Origin of the sequence: Novimethylophilus sp., from assembly GCF_036504375.1 — a bacterium.
Lineage (GTDB): Bacteria > Pseudomonadota > Gammaproteobacteria > Burkholderiales > Methylophilaceae > Novimethylophilus.
In genome coordinates this window covers 13,798-28,247 of record NZ_DASXVH010000010.1, presented here as the reverse complement: position 1 = coordinate 28,247, position 14,450 = coordinate 13,798, and the positions used below count along the sequence as shown (strand labels likewise).

The window sequence follows — 14,450 nt, the reverse complement described above, 5'->3', positions numbered from 1 at the left end:
ACGGGATTGCGATTTTTCTGATGTTAAGTCGGCGGATTATAACGCAAAACCGCCGTCATTCGTCGTCTTCGAGTGGATCTTGGAGGAACGGAGAATTCCTTGCCGGAGACATGCTTATTTGTCTGGGAAAATGGATATAAATTAAGGTAAAATTAAAAATTACGCGTATTGAAGATAAACGGATGCACATTTGGCTCAATCTGGCTAAAATGGACATCGAGACTTTTTCATCCAGGATGCAAAGATGCTGATTTCACGTACCAGCCAATATGCCATACAGGCATTGATTTATATTGCATTAAAAGGGGAAGGTGCGCCCATTTTGAGCCGTGAGGTTGCGGAACAGCTCGGCGTCCCTTCGGCCTACCTGGCCAAGATCATGCAGATGCTGTGCAAGGGCGGCATTCTTACTTCGTACCGGGGACGGCTCGGCGGTTTCTGCCTGCGCGAGAGCCCTGAAAAGGTCGATCTGATGCGGGTGCTGCTGATTACCGAAGGGCAGGATTTTACCACACATTGCGTTCTGGGCCTGAAGGAGTGCGGAGACGAAACCGCATGCCCCATGCATTCCAGATTCAAGCCGATCAAGGCCGAAATCGTTTCTATGCTCAACGATCAGAATCTGGCCAATCTGGCGGAAGCTGTGCGGGCGGGCAAGTATCGATTGACCGATATCCCCGGCGAACTGTTGCCGGCATAGTAAAACGGTTGATTTCATCGCTGGAATTAACCGCTGAATTACCGAAGAACAGGTAACGGCACGCAAGAAATGCCGTTACAGTAATACTTTCTCGATTCCCCCCTGGTTGGCCTTCGCCAGATAATCCTGCATCCAGTTCGGTCCCAGCAGGTGTTTGGCCATTTCCACGACAATGTAGTCGGCGTCGACGCCGGTATCCTCGCTGTAACGTTCCAGCCCCTGCAGGCACGACGGGCACGAGGTGAGGATCTTGATCGGCCGGCCTTCCGCCCCGCCCAGCTTGGCGACGCCGCGTTCCAGTTCTTCCTGCTTGCGCATTTTTACCTGGGTGGCGATATCCGGCCGCGCCACCGCAAACGTACCCGATTCGCCGCAGCAGCGGTCGTTGAGTTGAACCGGGCTGCCCATCAGCTGGTTGGCGACCTTGATGCCATCGTAGGTCTTCATCGGCGTATGGCAGGGCTCGTGGTACATGTAGCGCGTGCCGGTCACGCCTTCCAGCTTGAGGTTTTTCTCCATCAGGTATTCGTGGATGTCAAGCAGGCGGCAGCCGGGGAATATCTTGTCGAATTCGTACTTCAGCAGCTGGTCCATGCAGGTGCCGCACGACACCACCACGGTTTTGATGTCGAGGTAATTGAGCGTATTGGCGACGCGGTGGAACAGCACGCGGTTTTCCGTTGTGATCTGCTGGCCCTTGTCATGATTGCCAGCGGAGGTCTGCGGATAGCCGCAGCACAGATAGCCCGGCGGCAGCACGGTGATGGCACCCACTTCATACAGCATGGCTTGCGTGGCCAGGCCCACCTGCGAGAACAGCCGCTCCGAGCCGCAACCGGGGAAATAGAACACCGCGTCCGCATCTTCTCCGGCTTTCAGCGGGTCGCGGATCACCGGCACCATGGTCGGATCTTCCAGGCCCAGCATCGCGCGCGAGGTCTTGTTGGGCAGGCCCTTGGGCATTGGCCGGTTGAGGAAGTGCACCACCTGTTCCCGGATCGGTGCCTTGCCGACCGTGGCCGGCGGCATGCGCTTGAATCCGCCGATCAGCCCCAGCTTTTTGGCGCCTTGATGCGCCAGGCGCTGCGCGGCATAACCGAACCGGATCATACCGGCACGGATCAGCCTGATGGTGGCCGGGTCCTTGGCGTTGAGGAAGAACATAGACGCCGTGGTGCCGGGGTTGAAGTTCTTCTTGCCCTGCTTGCGCAGAAAGTTGCGCATCGCAATCGACACGTCGCCGAAGTCGATATCCACCGGGCACGGATTGAGGCATTTATGGCATACCGTGCAATGGTCGGCGACGTCGTTGAACTCGTCGAAATGCTGCAGCGAAATGCCGCGCCGCGTCTGTTCCTCATACAAGAACGCCTCGATCAGCAGGCTGGTCGCCAGTATCTTGTTGCGCGGGCTGTATAAAAGATTGGCGCGCGGCACATGGGTGGTGCATACCGGCTTGCACTTGCCGCAGCGCACGCAGTCCTTGATCGAGTCGGCGATTTCGCCGATCTCGGACTGCTCCATGATCAGCGATTCCTGCTCCAGCAGGCCGAAGCTGGGGGTGTAGGCGCGGCTGAGGTCGGCACCGTGCAGCAGCTTGCCCTTGTTGAAGTGGCCATCGGGGTCGACCTTTTGCTTGTATTCGGCGAAGGTGTTGATGGCCTTGTCGTCGAGAAATTCCATCTTGGTGATGCCGATGCCGTGCTCGCCGGAAATCACCCCGCCCAGATCCGTCGCCAACCGCATGATGCGCGCTACCGATTCATTAGCTTCGTGCAGCATGTGGTAATCGTCGGAATTGACCGGGATGTTGGTATGCACGTTGCCGTCGCCGGCATGCATGTGCAGCGCGATGAACACGCGGCCCTTCAGCACGGTTTTGTGAATCTCGTCGCAACGCTCCAGAATCTTACTGTAAGAGCGCCCGGAGAAAATCTGGTGCAGGGTTTTCCTCACTTCGCGTTTCCAGGAAACGCGCAGATGATGCTCCTGCACGGCGCGGAAGATATTGGCGATCTGGTTGAGCCCGGAGCGCGCCAGCACTTCCTCGGCTAGGTTTCCCAGTTCGTGCAATGGCGAATCGAGGTGATCCAGCACGCGGCTCCAATGCGCGCGGGTTTCGCCCAGCAGCGCAATTGCCTGCTCGCGCTTTGCCGCCAGCATCTCCGGGTCGGTCTGGGTGTCTTCGTCCTGCACCAGCGGCAGGTCGCCGTTCATGAAGGCTTCCAGGGCGTCCAGCAGGCGCAGTTTGTTCTTGATCGACAGTTCGATATTGATGCGTTCCACGCCGTCCGAATAATCGCCCAGGCGTTCCAGCGGAATGACGACGTCTTCGTTGATCTTGAACGCATTGGTGTGCGCGGCGATCGCGGCGGTGCGGGCACGATCGAGCCAGAATTTCTTGCGCGCCTCGCTTGACACGGCAATGAAGCCTTCGCCGCCGCGTACATTGGCCAGGCGCACGATATGCGAGGCTACGGTGCCGATGTCGTTTTCGTCGTCGCTCGCAACGTCGGCGACCAGCACCATCTTGGGGCGCTCGGCGCGGCTGGCCTTGGTGGCATAGCCGACAGCCTTCAGGTAGCGCTCATCCAGGTGCTCCAGCCCGGCCAGCAACGAAGTGGGATGCTGGTCCAGATAGTTTTTGATTTCGACGATGGCCGGCACCGCGAGTCCCACCGAGCCGAAAAACTCCAGGCAGATGGTGCGCACATGCGCAGGCATTTTGTGCAGGATGAAGGTGGCCGACGTGATCAGGCCGTCGCAGCCTTCTTTCTGGATGCCCGGCAGGCCGGCCAGGAACTTGTCGGTGACGTCCTTGCCGAGGCCGGTTTTGCGGAAATGCGGGCCGGGGATTTCGAGAATCTGCGGTTCGCCCCGCAGTGTTTTGCCGTCTTCGGCATGGCGCGTAATGCGGAACCGCGCCGTTTCAATGTCGTGGATCTTGCCCAGGTTGTGGTCCAGCCGCTCCACCGTCATCCAGGTGGCATCCGGCGTCACCATACGCCACGAGGCCAGGTTGTCGAGCGCGGTGCCCCACAGCACGGCCTTCTTGCCGCCGGCGTTCATCGCCACGTTGCCGCCGATGCACGAGGCATCGGCCGAGGTCGGGTCGACGGCGAACTCGAAACCGGCATCGGAGGCGGCTTCCATCACGCGCCGCGTCACCACGCCGGCGCCGCAGCGTATCGTCGGCACTTTGCCGGCCACGCCCGGCAGTTCGGTCATCTCGACCGCGCTCAAGGCTTCCAGCTTTTCGGTATTGATCACCGCGGACAATGCGGTCAACGGTATTGCCCCGCCGGTATAGCCGGTGCCGCCGCCGCGCGGAATGATAGTGAGCCCCAGCTCGATACAGGCTCGGACCAGTGCCGCGATCTCTTCCTCGGTATCGGGGTTGATGACGACGAAAGGATATTCCACGCGCCAGTCGGTGGCGTCGGTGACATGCGAAACGCGGGCCAAGCCATCGAACTGGATATTGTCCTTGCGCGTGATCCTGGCGAGGCGCGACATGGCTTTGCGGCGCAGGGCCGTAGTCTGGCGAAAGTCTTCCTCGAAGCGGGCGACGGCGCTTCGCGCAGCTTCAATCAGCTTGATTACCGGCGGATTGTTGTGGCTGCGTTCCTCAATCGCTTCGATGCGGTGATGCAGGGCGCCGATCAGGGCCTTGCGGCGCTTGGTGTTGGAAAGCAGGTCGTCTTGCAGGTAGGGGTTGCGGGTGACCACCCACAGGTCGCCCAGCACCTCGAACAGCATGCGGGCGGAGCGGCCGGTTTTGCGTTCGGCACGCAGCTGGTTGAGGATGTCCCACGCTTCGGCACCGAGGAAACGGATGACGATTTCCCGATCGGAGAACGAGGTGTAGTTGTATGGGATTTCGCGCAGGCGAGTGGCCATGGGCATTAACGGTCAAAGTAACTCAACGCATTATTGTAGCACAGCCGGGGTTTCATGGTTAAGCCATTGATTATTATAATTTAACCATAAGTTGAATATGGCGGATGACAACTGCGGTGGATTGATTTGAAAGCGGAAATTTACACGATGCCGCCGCAGTATTCGCCGAAAAATACCTTGACTATGCTATTGAACTGATAATCGATTTGCTCCATTGTCGGCTGCAGGATGCTGACCGGCAATCCGAGGCGCTCCCATGCCTCGGGGTGCACCGGAGAAACGATAAACTCGCCGCGGCTGCCGTATTGCATTGCATTGATGATGATGTCGGCCACATGCAGCGTAGCCGCTTCTACAGCATAGGTGCTAGCCAATTCTGGTGTGTGGTGATGCTCCACGGCTTCCTGCAATGCTTCCGGCAGATGCCAGGATTGCAATATGACTTTGCCCAGGAGCGCATGGTCGAAGCCCACGATTTCGCGTTCTTGATGGTGCAGCGGCCCGTTGCCGTCGCGCGCGCGCAGGATCGCCATCAGTGCCTGCTCGGGAATATGCACGTAAAACAAAAGGCCGCCGATGTCGTGCAGCAATCCGGCCAGGAAAAAGCGTTCGATGTTGGGTTCTCCGCGATGCGCGGCAAGAATGCGTGCGGTGATGCCGCAGGCGAAGCTGTGGCGCCAGTAAGATTGCATGCTGACGATATCGGGATCCATGCCGTCGAACATGCGAAGGATCAATACAGACAAAGCCAAATCGCCGATTTGGCGGGCGCCAATGTTGTCTATGGCGCTGTCTATGGTTTCAATGCGGGAAGAAAAGCGGAACAAGGTGCAATTGGCGAGTTTTACCAGGCATTTGGCAAGCGCGGTATCTTCTGCGATGATGGCGCTGATGGATGCGGTCGTACTGTTGCTGTCGACTATCGCGGCGTCGAGCCTGGAGTACAGCTCCGGCAATTCGGGTACATCGACGTAGCGGAAAATTCTTTTTATTTTTTCCTGGGGCATCAGGAATCTCTGGTCAGTTGGCGGATGCGGCGCTCGATACACAGCCGGTGCAATTCGCGCATCATCGGATGTTCGTGGTTGGCGTGGCGGAAGAGATCGCCCATTTCGTGCTGTACACGCTCCAGAATGTCTTGCGGACATTCCGGATAGATAAACTGTTCATTTTCCTGTCGAGGGGTAACTGCATCCATCTTTTTGACGTGCTCCAATGTCATGCATGTTGCTCGGCTCGAGCAGCCTTTTGTATGGCCGTGCCACTTAATAGGATATTTTAAGATACTTTAATCCAATTAATGACAAATGCCGAGAAAAATACCAAAATGCCTTTCTCGTTTAACAGAGCGTGCGCCGTGCCCATTTCCCGCCTCAAAAAAATCGTGCTGCCCTTGCTGCTGATACTGTTGCTGGGCGGGTTGAGCTTCGCCCTGATGAAAGACAACTCCGCCCCTGCGGTAGAGTTCAGTACAATATCGGGACAGACTCTTCAACTCGAGAAGTTGCGGGGCAAGATCGTGCTGGTCAACTTCTGGGCGACCAGCTGTCCTGGATGTGTGGCGGAAATGCCTAAACTGACCGATACTTATAAACAATATCATGCTCATGGTTTTGAGGTGATAGCTGTGGCGATGAGCTATGATCCACCCGACCATGTGATGCATTTCGCCAAAAAGAATGCGCTGCCGTTTCAGGTCGCGCTGGATGCCGACGGTTCGCTGGCTCAGGCATTCGGTAGCGTGCAGGTAACGCCGACTTCGTTCGTGATAGACCAGCAGGGCAATGTCGTGCAACGTGTGATGGGGGAACTGGATTTTGCCGCGCTCGATACGCTGCTTGACCAGAAGCTGAGGAGGGCAAGCTGATGAGTTTCAAACAGTATTTTCTGTATCAGGCCGATTACCAGCATTGGGCCGATGACGTGCTGTTCAACGCGCTGGACCGGCTGGATGAAGATACCCGTCGCGAAACCCGGAAACTGTTTTTTGGGAGCATCCACGGCACGCTGGACCACTTGCTGTTCTTCTTCCGTAAATGGCATGCCCGGCTGAAAGGGGAGCACTATGCGGAAGGCTATGGCGAAGTTTTATACGCCGATTGGCGCGAGCTCAAGAATGCCCTGCGCCAGGAAATTAGAGACTTGCAGCGCTGGCTGGAATATCAGCCCGAAGAGTTTTTCGACGGCAGGCTTAGCTATCGCCGCACGCTGAGCCGCGAAGAAAAGGATGTTTGGGTGCGCGATGCGCTGACTCATGTTTTTACCTACGCCTCGCTTGAGCGCGGGCATATTTCGGCCGCCGGCAGCGCGCTGGGCGCGCCTTTTCCGGATATGGCCTACTATACCTATCGATTGGAAATGGGCGAGCACCTGGAAAACATGCGCAAGATTTGAAAACAGCAAGGTTTGAAAACGATAGTTCCGCTGCAAGTTTCTTGCACGTCGGCGTGGTTAAAATTTCTGGATAATTAATCTTGCTCTGGATCAAGGCGCTGCACATCATTTTCGTCATCAGCTGGTTTGCCGGTTTATTCTATCTGCCGCGTCTGTTCGTTAACCACGCCATGGTCGAGGGGCCGGCCGCAGAGCGCCTGATGCTGATGGAGCGCAAGCTCTACCGCTTCATGACGCCGCTGGCGGTGCTGGCGCTGGTGTTCGGTTTATGGTTGTGGCTGGGCTACGGGTTCGGCGGCGGCTGGCTGCACGCAAAACTCCTGCTGGTGGCGGTGTTGATCGCTTATCATCTTTACTGCGGCAAGCTGATGCGCGATTTCGAACGGCACAGCAATGCCCGCAACCATGTCTGGTACCGCTGGTTCAATGAGATTCCGGTGCTGGTGCTGTTCGCCGTTGTCATACTGGTTGTCGTCAAACCCTTCTGACAGCGATAATCCTAATTTACTTACATCCTTGATTTTTCTATATGCAAACCCTGATCTGCGGTTCCCTCGCTTACGACACCATCATGGTGTTCCACGACCAGTTCAAGAATCACATCCTGCCGGACAAGATACATATCCTGAATGTCGCTTTCCTGGTTCCCGACATGCGCCGGGAGTTCGGCGGCACTGCCGGCAATATCGCATATAACCTCAACCTGCTGGGCGGCAAGCCGTTGATCATGGCGACGGTGGGCGACGATTTTGTGGCCTACGCCAGCTGGCTGAACGAGATTGGCCTAGACATGGCCCATGTGCGTCGCATCGCCAAGAGCTATACCGCGCAGGCGTTCATCACTACCGATGTCGACGATAACCAGATCACTGCCTTCCATCCCGGCGCGATGAATTTTTCGCATGAAAACAAAGTGGCTGACGCCAATGGCGTCAAGCTCGGCATCATCGCGCCGGACGGCCGCGACGGCATGTTCCTGCATGCGCGCGAATTCCACGATGCCGGCATTCCGTTTCTGTTCGACCCCGGTCAGGGCATGCCGATGTTCTCCGGCGACGAACTGATGGAATTTACCGGCATGGCCGATTATTTGGCGCTCAACGATTACGAGGCGCAACTGATGCAGGAAAAAACCGGTCAAACGGTCGAGGCACTGGCCAAACAGGTCAAGGCGCTGGTCGTCACATTGGGGGCTAAGGGGTCGGTCATTTATGCAGAAGGTCAACGCTATGAAATTCCCTGCGTTGAAGCGGATGCGGTGGTGGATCCTACCGGCTGCGGGGATGCGTACCGTGCAGGCCTGCTCTACGGCGTCGCCCGAGGCTGGGATTGGCAGACCACCGGGCAGCTGGCGGCCGTCATGGGGGCCATCAAAATCGCCAGCCGCGGCGGGCAGAACCATAAAGCCAGCCGGGAAGAGATTGCACAGCGGTTCCAGAAGGCCTTTGGCAAGGGCCTTTTTCTAAGTTAAGGAGAGCATCATGAATATTCGTAACGGCCTAGGCCTTATCATTCTGACGGCACTGATCGCCGGTTGCGCCAGCAGCAATTCCGGCGACGTTTACACACGGGAGCAAACGCGCCAGGTGCAGACGGTGAAAATGGGTGTCGTCGAAAGCGTGCGCATGGTCAAGATCGAAGGCACCAAGAGCGCGGTTGGCACGGTTGCCGGTGCGGCAGTCGGCGGCGTTGCAGGCAGCAGCGTCGGTCACGGCAAGGGCAGCGTCGTCGGCGCGGTGGTCGGCGCCGTCGCCGGCGGCCTGGCGGGCTCGGCGATCGAGGAGGGAGTCACCCGCAAGGATGGTATCGAAATCACCGTCAAACTGGACAGCGGCACCATGCTGGCGATCGTCCAGGAGGCGGATGAAAAATTCTATCCCGGCGACCGAGTGCGCTTACTGGAGGGGGGCGGCGCAACGCGGGTGTCTCATTAGGCTTGTCCCGCATGAGTGCACTTATCAAGGATATTTGCGCCAGACATATCCTTGTTACAGCTTCTTAACCGTTTTCGCAGTTTCTGGCGCCTGTCGCGGCTGGCTTTGCATTTAGGCTATGGGATCGCGATCGCCGTGCTGGTGCTTCCCCACCTGCAAGGTTCGCGGCGGCAGCGCGTCATCGGCACCTGGTCGGCGCATGTGCTGCACATTCTCAAGGTGCGGCTCATCGTCACCGGCATGCTGCCGACAGTGGACGAGCGCGCGATGCTGTTCGTCGCCAATCATGTTTCCTGGCTGGATATCTGGGCGATCAATGCGGTGCGTACGGTACGCTTTATTGCCAAAGCCGAATTGCGCGCCTGGCCGGTGATAGGCTGGCTGTCGCAGCAGGCGGGGACCATTTTCATCCGGCGCGCGCGCCGCCATGATACTTCCCGCGTATCGGTCGCCGGTGCCGAAGCCCTGCGCGGCGGAGACTGCGTATGCGTCTTCCCCGAGGGCACGACGACTGACGGCACATGCATCTACCCCTTCAAAAGCAGTTTGCTGCAGTCGGCAGTTGAGGCGCAGGCGCCGGTCTGGCCGGTCGCGCTGCGCTATGTTCGGGATGACGGCTCCGCCAACACGGCGGTGGCTTATGCCGGCGATACCACGATGAAGCAATCGCTGTGGTCGATTTTGGGGCAGCACGAAATTTTCGCGCATCTGACGTTTGCGCAACCGATTCAGCCTGAAGGCCGCAATCGGCGGCAACTGGCACAAGCCGCCGAGGAGGTTATTTCTTCTTTGGCGCGTCTTCCGGTGCGCGCGGCACCTGGAACAGCTTCCGATCTTCCAGACGCAGCGCGCTGAGCTTGCCGCCCCACAGGCAGCCGCTGTCGAGGCCGATCAGTTTTTTTCTTATCACCAGCCCCAGCGCCGACCAGTGGCCGAAAATCAGCGTATCTTTGCGGCTATTGCGGGTCTTGATGTCGAACCACGGCAGATAGCCGGGCGGAATATCCTTAGGCTCGCCCTTGAAGCGGAATTCCATCCGGCCTTGCGGCGTGCACGCGCGCAATCGGGTCATCGCATTGGTGATGACGCGCAGCCGCCCCATCCCGCTCAGATTCTCCTCCCAGTGATCGGGCTGGTTGCCGTACATGCTGGCGAGAAAGCTCCGGTATTCCGGCCCGCGCAGCACGGTTTCAACTTCCTGCGCCAATATCCTGGCTTCGGCCGCGTTCCATTGCGGCAGCAAGCCGGCATGTACCACCAGGTAACCGTCTTCGGCATGCGCCAGGCTCTGCAGGCGCAGCCAGTCGAACAGCAGGTCGCGGTCGGGGGCATCCAGCAGTTCATCCAGCGTATCGTTACGGTGTGGCTCAACGAAGCTTTCATGCACCGCCAGCGCATGCAAGTCATGATTGCCCAGCACGCTGGTGACGCTTTGCTCGTTGGCGTGCAGCCAGCGCAGCACTTGCAATGAATGCGGTCCGCGATTGATGAGGTCGCCCACCAGCCACAGCCGGTCGCGCGCGGGGTCGAAGCGGCAGGCTTCCAGCAGATTGAGGAAGGAGTGAAAACAGCCCTGCAGATCCCCAACGGCGTAAGTTGACATGGATGCTTAAAAATACGGCCGGAAGATGTCGGCCGTCGAGATTATTTCTTGGCGTCTTTGGCCGGAGCTTCCTTGGCCTTGGAGGCCGCTTCGGTTTTCGGCTGCGGTGCCTTGAAATTGGCCCCGGCCTTGTTGGCCATGTAAGCCACGGCGCCGGCGATTTCATCGTCGCTCAGGTCGGGGCTGCCGCCGCGCGGAGGCATGGAGCGCAGTCCCTGCAGCGCATGCTTGACCAGGGTGTCGTAACCCTGAGAAATTCGCGGACCCCAACCGACGCTGTCGCCGATCTTGGGTGCACCCAGTGCACCGGTGCCGTGGCAGGCAATACAGATTTCATTGACCACCTGCTCGCCGGATTTGCCGGTTTGCGGCCCGCTGGTATCTTTCAGCGAGACTTCGCCCACCGGTTTGATGCGTTCCAGCACCGCCGCCTGCGCAGAGGCTTGGTCGCTATCTTTTGGATGGCCGTCATGAATGCCGACCACCAGCTTGACGATCAGGTAAATGACCAGCGCCGGCGCGAACAAACCGCCCAGCGTGGCGACGATGAATTGGGAGACAGTAGCCGGTGGCTTGCCGTGATGCTCACTCATGATAGTTCCGATGCATAAGAAAACGGTAATTATACAGACAGGCACGCGGGCTCACCAAGTGCCGCCCCTCTACGGTATAATCCGCCGCACGCGCCCGTAGCTCAGCTGGATAGAGTACTGCCCTCCGAAGGCAGGGGTCGGACGTTCGAATCGTCTCGGGCGCGCCATTCAGGTATAAAAGCGGGCACCTCACGGTGATCCGCTTTTATTTTATCTATACTAGCTGCCGTTAAAATAGCACTGTAGTTACCCTTTACTGTTGCAGATCCTTTTCTCACTACAATCTCATCAACCAAGAGGCCTAAGTAGCTCTTCGCTAACACCGCATCTTTAGCTAGTAATTTACCTTTTAAGGTATGGGCAAACGCTTCTATTTGACTAGCACGCAATTCTAAAAAGAATAGCCCACCATCGCACCGCCGCCAACATCAGGGCTAGCGTCGGAGAAGCCTCCTAATGCATAGGCCTGCAATTTCCAGTGCTTATCAAACTTGTGAACCAGGAAGGCCGTGACTTCACTTCTGATATCACCTCTTTTCGTAACTTTCTGCCGGTAATCATATAAGACGCCAAAGCTGTCATTGTCATCTAGCTTGTATGAAGCGCCTACGGACCCATACCAGGGGTCACGGAAATTCGTTGTGGCCGTGTCTCCTTTTTTTGTCCAACCCAAGGTCCCTAATGCGGTAATCTTGCCGAAGCTTTTGTATGCATCCGATTGCAGGAAGTAGTCATTTTCACCGGTGGTAATCAAGGTCTTCGATTTGTCGGCAGTGGCAAATTTTATTTTTACGCCCAAGTCAATGCCATAGTCATTGCCTTGAATGACATCGTAAAAGCCGCCTATGACCACGTCGCCCAGTCCCATTTCGGTTCTGCGGGTGGTGCTTACTGAACTGGATGTGTCACGGTTTACCGTGCCCGTTGTGCGTATATAAGGAATATTGAGTTTCAGCGTCAATGGCCCTTGTATATATTTCAGCAGCACAGGCACGTCCCAGGTCGTGGTGCTCGACGATTGGCCATATTTGCCATTGCTGTAGTCAATCCCGGTCGTGGCGCTGAAACCGTCGGCGGCAATAGCTGAACCGCTTAGCAGCATCAATACGATAGGAAGATAAAGATTTTTGTTTGCCATTTAAAGTTCCCTTGTTGAGTAATTTTCAGATAAATCTTTCGTGGTATATGCCTTAAGCCGTAGAGTCAGGCCGGTCTACATGTTCAGGCCGGACTATGTGTTCAGGCTGGTCTATGTGTTCAGGCCGGTCTATGTGTTCAGGCCGGTCTATGTGTTCAGGCCGGTCTACATGTTCAGGCTGGTCTACATGTTCAGGCTGGTCTACATGTTCAGGCTGGTCTATTTGATCGGTTCCTCCTTTCTCCAGCCTATCAGGTGAAGCTGGAACCTGCTCCTGTGTTTCATACTGCTTGTCCGATCCTGCGCTGTTGTCTTCCTGATGGCGCAGCCTGCTGTTGCCTGCCTCGTCTTCATTCGTGTCCCGACCTTCGAATCTGGGCGGATTGACTTCTATTTTTTCTGCCTGCAGCACATTGTCTTTATTGACATAGCCGGTAACACGTACTAATTGATCTTCCTGTAATGCTTGAATGCCGGCTGTGAAGCTGCTTTGCGATTCGGTGCTTATTTCGAATCCGCTGATTTGCAAATGATTGTTGCTGAGATCTTTTTTAACCAAACCTTCCATCACCACTTGCGCGGACTGATCTAGAAGTCGCTTGGTGGTGGTGGTTTCCAGTTCATGAATAACCAATTTCGTACCATCCCAGCTTCCTCTAACCAAAACTTCGCTACCGTCTTGCAGACTGGAGGCTCTGCCGTGAGGATCGGCCACATTCAAACCATCCAGACTTGGCTCGCCTTTAGCGGTGTGCCCGATATTGCCGATGGCGCTGAACTCGGTCAATGCGCTGGTTTTCTGAATACGTGAGGCCACGATTTCGCCGCTCGCATTTTTGTAGCCGCTCACCTGCACCAGGGTTCCCGTTCTCAACGTGCTCGGTTTGTCATTGTTGGAGATGCGCGTAATAGGGGTCAGGCGGACGTTCTTTCCCATTACTTGCAGCACGCCGTCATTTGTAACTTTGGTGACTGGGCCTTCCAGGGCATTCAATACAGTAATGCTTTTGGCAGAAAGGTTATCCTGGTTTCCATACGCCTCTACCGAAATGACTTGCCCGACCGCAAGCTCACCGAGCCTTGCAGGACGTCCATTCATGGTGATGGAGATGTCCTTGGGATAATTTACTTCCATCCCATTGACGAAGACGCTGCCAAATCCCGTAATAGTACCGACGATACCAGTACCTCCGATGCCACCGCCATGCGCTTTAATACCAGTGCCGCCAATTCCTGCCTGTGCTTTTTCAGCAGACCAGGCATCCGCAAGAGACGTAACTTGCAGAAGCGCAATTACAAATAAAGCGACTATACGAAGGCTTTTAGTCACTGTTGGGTTCCTTGTTTTTGCTCAGTTCTGGCGCGGGTTCGCTGTAAAAATAGATACCAAACGTGATGCGTTGATTATTTCCATCCGCATCGACGTTATTTTGTTCAAGCTTTATGCACTGCCGGTTTAATACATGCAGCGCTTGCATGCCGGCCTTTTCCGCAAGCTTGTGTAATTCGGCGACGGATGCGTTGTTTATGGTGTCGTAATGCACGCTACGCTCCAGCCACGGCTGATCGACTCCTATGACATTGCTAGTTGCAGCGGTGGCATGGGCATGCAGGTTGCGGCTGAGGTAGAACAGTTTTTCATCGAGGTCTTGGGTCGGAATAAATGCCTCGGTCACGAGCTCAACGCGGTCCTGGTCATCTATGCGAACTACCCCTTGCTTGAGCATCTCATCGAGAATGGTACGGGGCCGCACATCCTTGGTAATCGTTTCCACCAGACCTTCGAATGAGCAGCTGCCGGCTTGCGTCGCATGCTTGGGGAGTGGCAGCGGCTGTCCTGCATCATCTGTATATGCATTAAGGCCGGTCCAGGCTGACACTAAACGGGCTCCTATTGGGGCTGCTTTTTGTGGCTTGTGCTCAGAGATATCCGCTAGCTGCCGCAGACGTTTCACGTCTTTGCGATGGACTCCCGACAGTAGGCTGATGCGGCTGATCGTCTGTTCTTTGCTGTCAATCTGGAAGCCTTTCATTGCCACATCCACAAAAATGGACTTAACCATTTCAACAAGATAAGGGTAAGTAATACCGCGAGATAGCAAGAGCCTCACAATAGGACTCAGCACATGCCTTATAGCCTGGTCCAAATTCGATGAGGGTAAGTTAAACACTTTTAAACATGCGGCCT

At 56.3% G+C, this 14,450-nt stretch carries 15 protein-coding genes and 1 tRNA gene; 8 read left to right on the top strand and 8 right to left on the bottom strand.

Going from position 1 to position 14,450, the window contains the following annotated elements; genetic code table 11:
• Positions 1-244 precede the first annotated feature (244 nt).
• Entirely contained in the window at positions 245-700 is a 456-nt protein-coding gene (locus tag VGK14_RS00775) for an Rrf2 family transcriptional regulator (RefSeq protein WP_331506989.1), read from the top strand.
• A 75-nt stretch (positions 701-775) separates the two neighbouring features.
• On the opposite strand, the gene VGK14_RS00770 is transcribed toward VGK14_RS00775, so the two are convergent.
• From VGK14_RS00770 to VGK14_RS00760, 3 genes are all read right to left on the bottom strand, one after another.
• The gene (locus tag VGK14_RS00770; protein ID WP_331506987.1) at positions 776-4,600 is read right to left on the bottom strand and encodes a DUF3683 domain-containing protein; all 3,825 of its coding nucleotides are present in this window, start codon (positions 4,598-4,600) and stop codon (positions 776-778) included.
• 140 nt (positions 4,601-4,740) lie between these two features.
• Entirely contained in the window at positions 4,741-5,607 is an 867-nt protein-coding gene (locus VGK14_RS00765) for an HDOD domain-containing protein (RefSeq protein ID WP_331506986.1), read from the bottom strand.
• Positions 5,607-5,822, bottom strand: coding sequence for a hypothetical protein (locus VGK14_RS00760; RefSeq protein WP_331506985.1), 216 nt, complete (start codon positions 5,820-5,822; stop codon positions 5,607-5,609). The genes VGK14_RS00765 and VGK14_RS00760 overlap by 1 nt, the downstream gene beginning before the upstream one ends.
• 135 nt (positions 5,823-5,957) lie before the next feature.
• Between VGK14_RS00760 and VGK14_RS00755 the strand changes: the two genes are divergently transcribed.
• The 6 genes from VGK14_RS00755 to VGK14_RS00730 all read left to right on the top strand — a co-directional run bounded on the left by VGK14_RS00755 (position 5,958) and on the right by VGK14_RS00730 (position 9,783).
• Positions 5,958-6,467 carry a TlpA disulfide reductase family protein gene (locus VGK14_RS00755; protein WP_331506984.1) on the top strand — a complete coding sequence of 170 codons (510 nt, stop codon included), beginning with the start codon at positions 5,958-5,960 and terminating at the stop codon, positions 6,465-6,467.
• Positions 6,467-6,994 carry a DinB family protein gene (locus tag VGK14_RS00750; protein WP_331506983.1) on the top strand — a complete coding sequence of 176 codons (528 nt, stop codon included), beginning with the start codon at positions 6,467-6,469 and terminating at the stop codon, positions 6,992-6,994. Before VGK14_RS00755 ends, VGK14_RS00750 begins: the two co-directional genes overlap by 1 nt.
• A gap of 80 nt (positions 6,995-7,074) precedes the next feature.
• Complete coding sequence (locus VGK14_RS00745) at positions 7,075-7,482, top strand: CopD family protein (RefSeq protein ID WP_331506982.1); 408 nt, start codon at positions 7,075-7,077, stop codon at positions 7,480-7,482.
• Positions 7,483-7,523: 41 nt separating this feature from the next.
• The gene (locus VGK14_RS00740) at positions 7,524-8,465 is read left to right on the top strand and encodes a carbohydrate kinase family protein (protein ID WP_331506981.1); all 942 of its coding nucleotides are present in this window, start codon (positions 7,524-7,526) and stop codon (positions 8,463-8,465) included.
• A 10-nt stretch (positions 8,466-8,475) separates the two neighbouring features.
• The gene (locus VGK14_RS00735) at positions 8,476-8,928 is read left to right on the top strand and encodes a glycine zipper 2TM domain-containing protein (protein ID WP_331506980.1); all 453 of its coding nucleotides are present in this window, start codon (positions 8,476-8,478) and stop codon (positions 8,926-8,928) included.
• Between the two features lie 51 nt (positions 8,929-8,979).
• Positions 8,980-9,783 (top strand): lysophospholipid acyltransferase family protein, encoded by an 804-nt coding sequence (locus VGK14_RS00730; protein ID WP_331506979.1) that lies wholly within the window; start codon positions 8,980-8,982, stop codon positions 9,781-9,783.
• Here VGK14_RS00730 and VGK14_RS00725 read toward each other — a convergent pair.
• Complete coding sequence (locus tag VGK14_RS00725; RefSeq protein WP_331506978.1) at positions 9,707-10,531, bottom strand: symmetrical bis(5'-nucleosyl)-tetraphosphatase; 825 nt, start codon at positions 10,529-10,531, stop codon at positions 9,707-9,709. The genes VGK14_RS00730 and VGK14_RS00725 overlap by 77 nt on opposite strands.
• 41 nt (positions 10,532-10,572) lie before the next feature.
• Positions 10,573-11,124, bottom strand: coding sequence for a c-type cytochrome (locus VGK14_RS00720; protein WP_331506977.1), 552 nt, complete (start codon positions 11,122-11,124; stop codon positions 10,573-10,575).
• Between the two features lie 90 nt (positions 11,125-11,214).
• Between VGK14_RS00720 and VGK14_RS00715 the strand changes: the two genes are divergently transcribed.
• Positions 11,215-11,291: transfer RNA gene (locus VGK14_RS00715), tRNA-Arg, on the top strand.
• Positions 11,292-11,515: 224 nt separating this feature from the next.
• On the opposite strand, the gene VGK14_RS00710 is transcribed toward VGK14_RS00715, so the two are convergent.
• The 3 genes from VGK14_RS00710 to VGK14_RS00700 are packed head-to-tail and all read right to left on the bottom strand — an operon-like array spanning position 11,516 to position 14,433.
• A complete protein-coding gene (locus VGK14_RS00710) occupies positions 11,516-12,262 on the bottom strand; it encodes a hypothetical protein (protein WP_331506975.1) in 747 nt (248 codons plus the stop codon).
• A 52-nt stretch (positions 12,263-12,314) separates the two neighbouring features.
• Positions 12,315-13,592 carry a DUF5666 domain-containing protein gene (locus VGK14_RS00705; RefSeq protein ID WP_331506974.1) on the bottom strand — a complete coding sequence of 426 codons (1,278 nt, stop codon included), beginning with the start codon at positions 13,590-13,592 and terminating at the stop codon, positions 12,315-12,317.
• Positions 13,585-14,433 (bottom strand): DUF6502 family protein, encoded by an 849-nt coding sequence (locus VGK14_RS00700; protein WP_331506972.1) that lies wholly within the window; start codon positions 14,431-14,433, stop codon positions 13,585-13,587. Before VGK14_RS00700 ends, VGK14_RS00705 begins: the two co-directional genes overlap by 8 nt.
• Positions 14,434-14,450: the final 17 nt, after the last annotated feature.

Excerpts from the sequence above, each read along its gene's own strand:
- VGK14_RS00775 (WP_331506989.1), top strand. The coding sequence starts at position 245 with ATGCTGATTTCACGTACCAGCCAATATGCCATACAGGCATTGATTTAT.
- VGK14_RS00770 (WP_331506987.1), bottom strand. The coding sequence starts at position 4,600 with ATGGCCACTCGCCTGCGCGAAATCCCATACAACTACACCTCGTTCTCC.
- VGK14_RS00765 (WP_331506986.1), bottom strand. The coding sequence starts at position 5,607 with ATGCCCCAGGAAAAAATAAAAAGAATTTTCCGCTACGTCGATGTACCC.
- VGK14_RS00760 (WP_331506985.1), bottom strand. The coding sequence starts at position 5,822 with ATGACATTGGAGCACGTCAAAAAGATGGATGCAGTTACCCCTCGACAG.
- VGK14_RS00750 (WP_331506983.1), top strand. The coding sequence starts at position 6,467 with ATGAGTTTCAAACAGTATTTTCTGTATCAGGCCGATTACCAGCATTGG.
- VGK14_RS00740 (WP_331506981.1), top strand. The coding sequence starts at position 7,524 with ATGCAAACCCTGATCTGCGGTTCCCTCGCTTACGACACCATCATGGTG.
- VGK14_RS00735 (WP_331506980.1), top strand. The coding sequence starts at position 8,476 with ATGAATATTCGTAACGGCCTAGGCCTTATCATTCTGACGGCACTGATC.
- VGK14_RS00725 (WP_331506978.1), bottom strand. The coding sequence starts at position 10,531 with ATGTCAACTTACGCCGTTGGGGATCTGCAGGGCTGTTTTCACTCCTTC.
- VGK14_RS00720 (WP_331506977.1), bottom strand. The coding sequence starts at position 11,124 with ATGAGTGAGCATCACGGCAAGCCACCGGCTACTGTCTCCCAATTCATC.
- VGK14_RS00710 (WP_331506975.1), bottom strand. The coding sequence starts at position 12,262 with ATGGCAAACAAAAATCTTTATCTTCCTATCGTATTGATGCTGCTAAGC.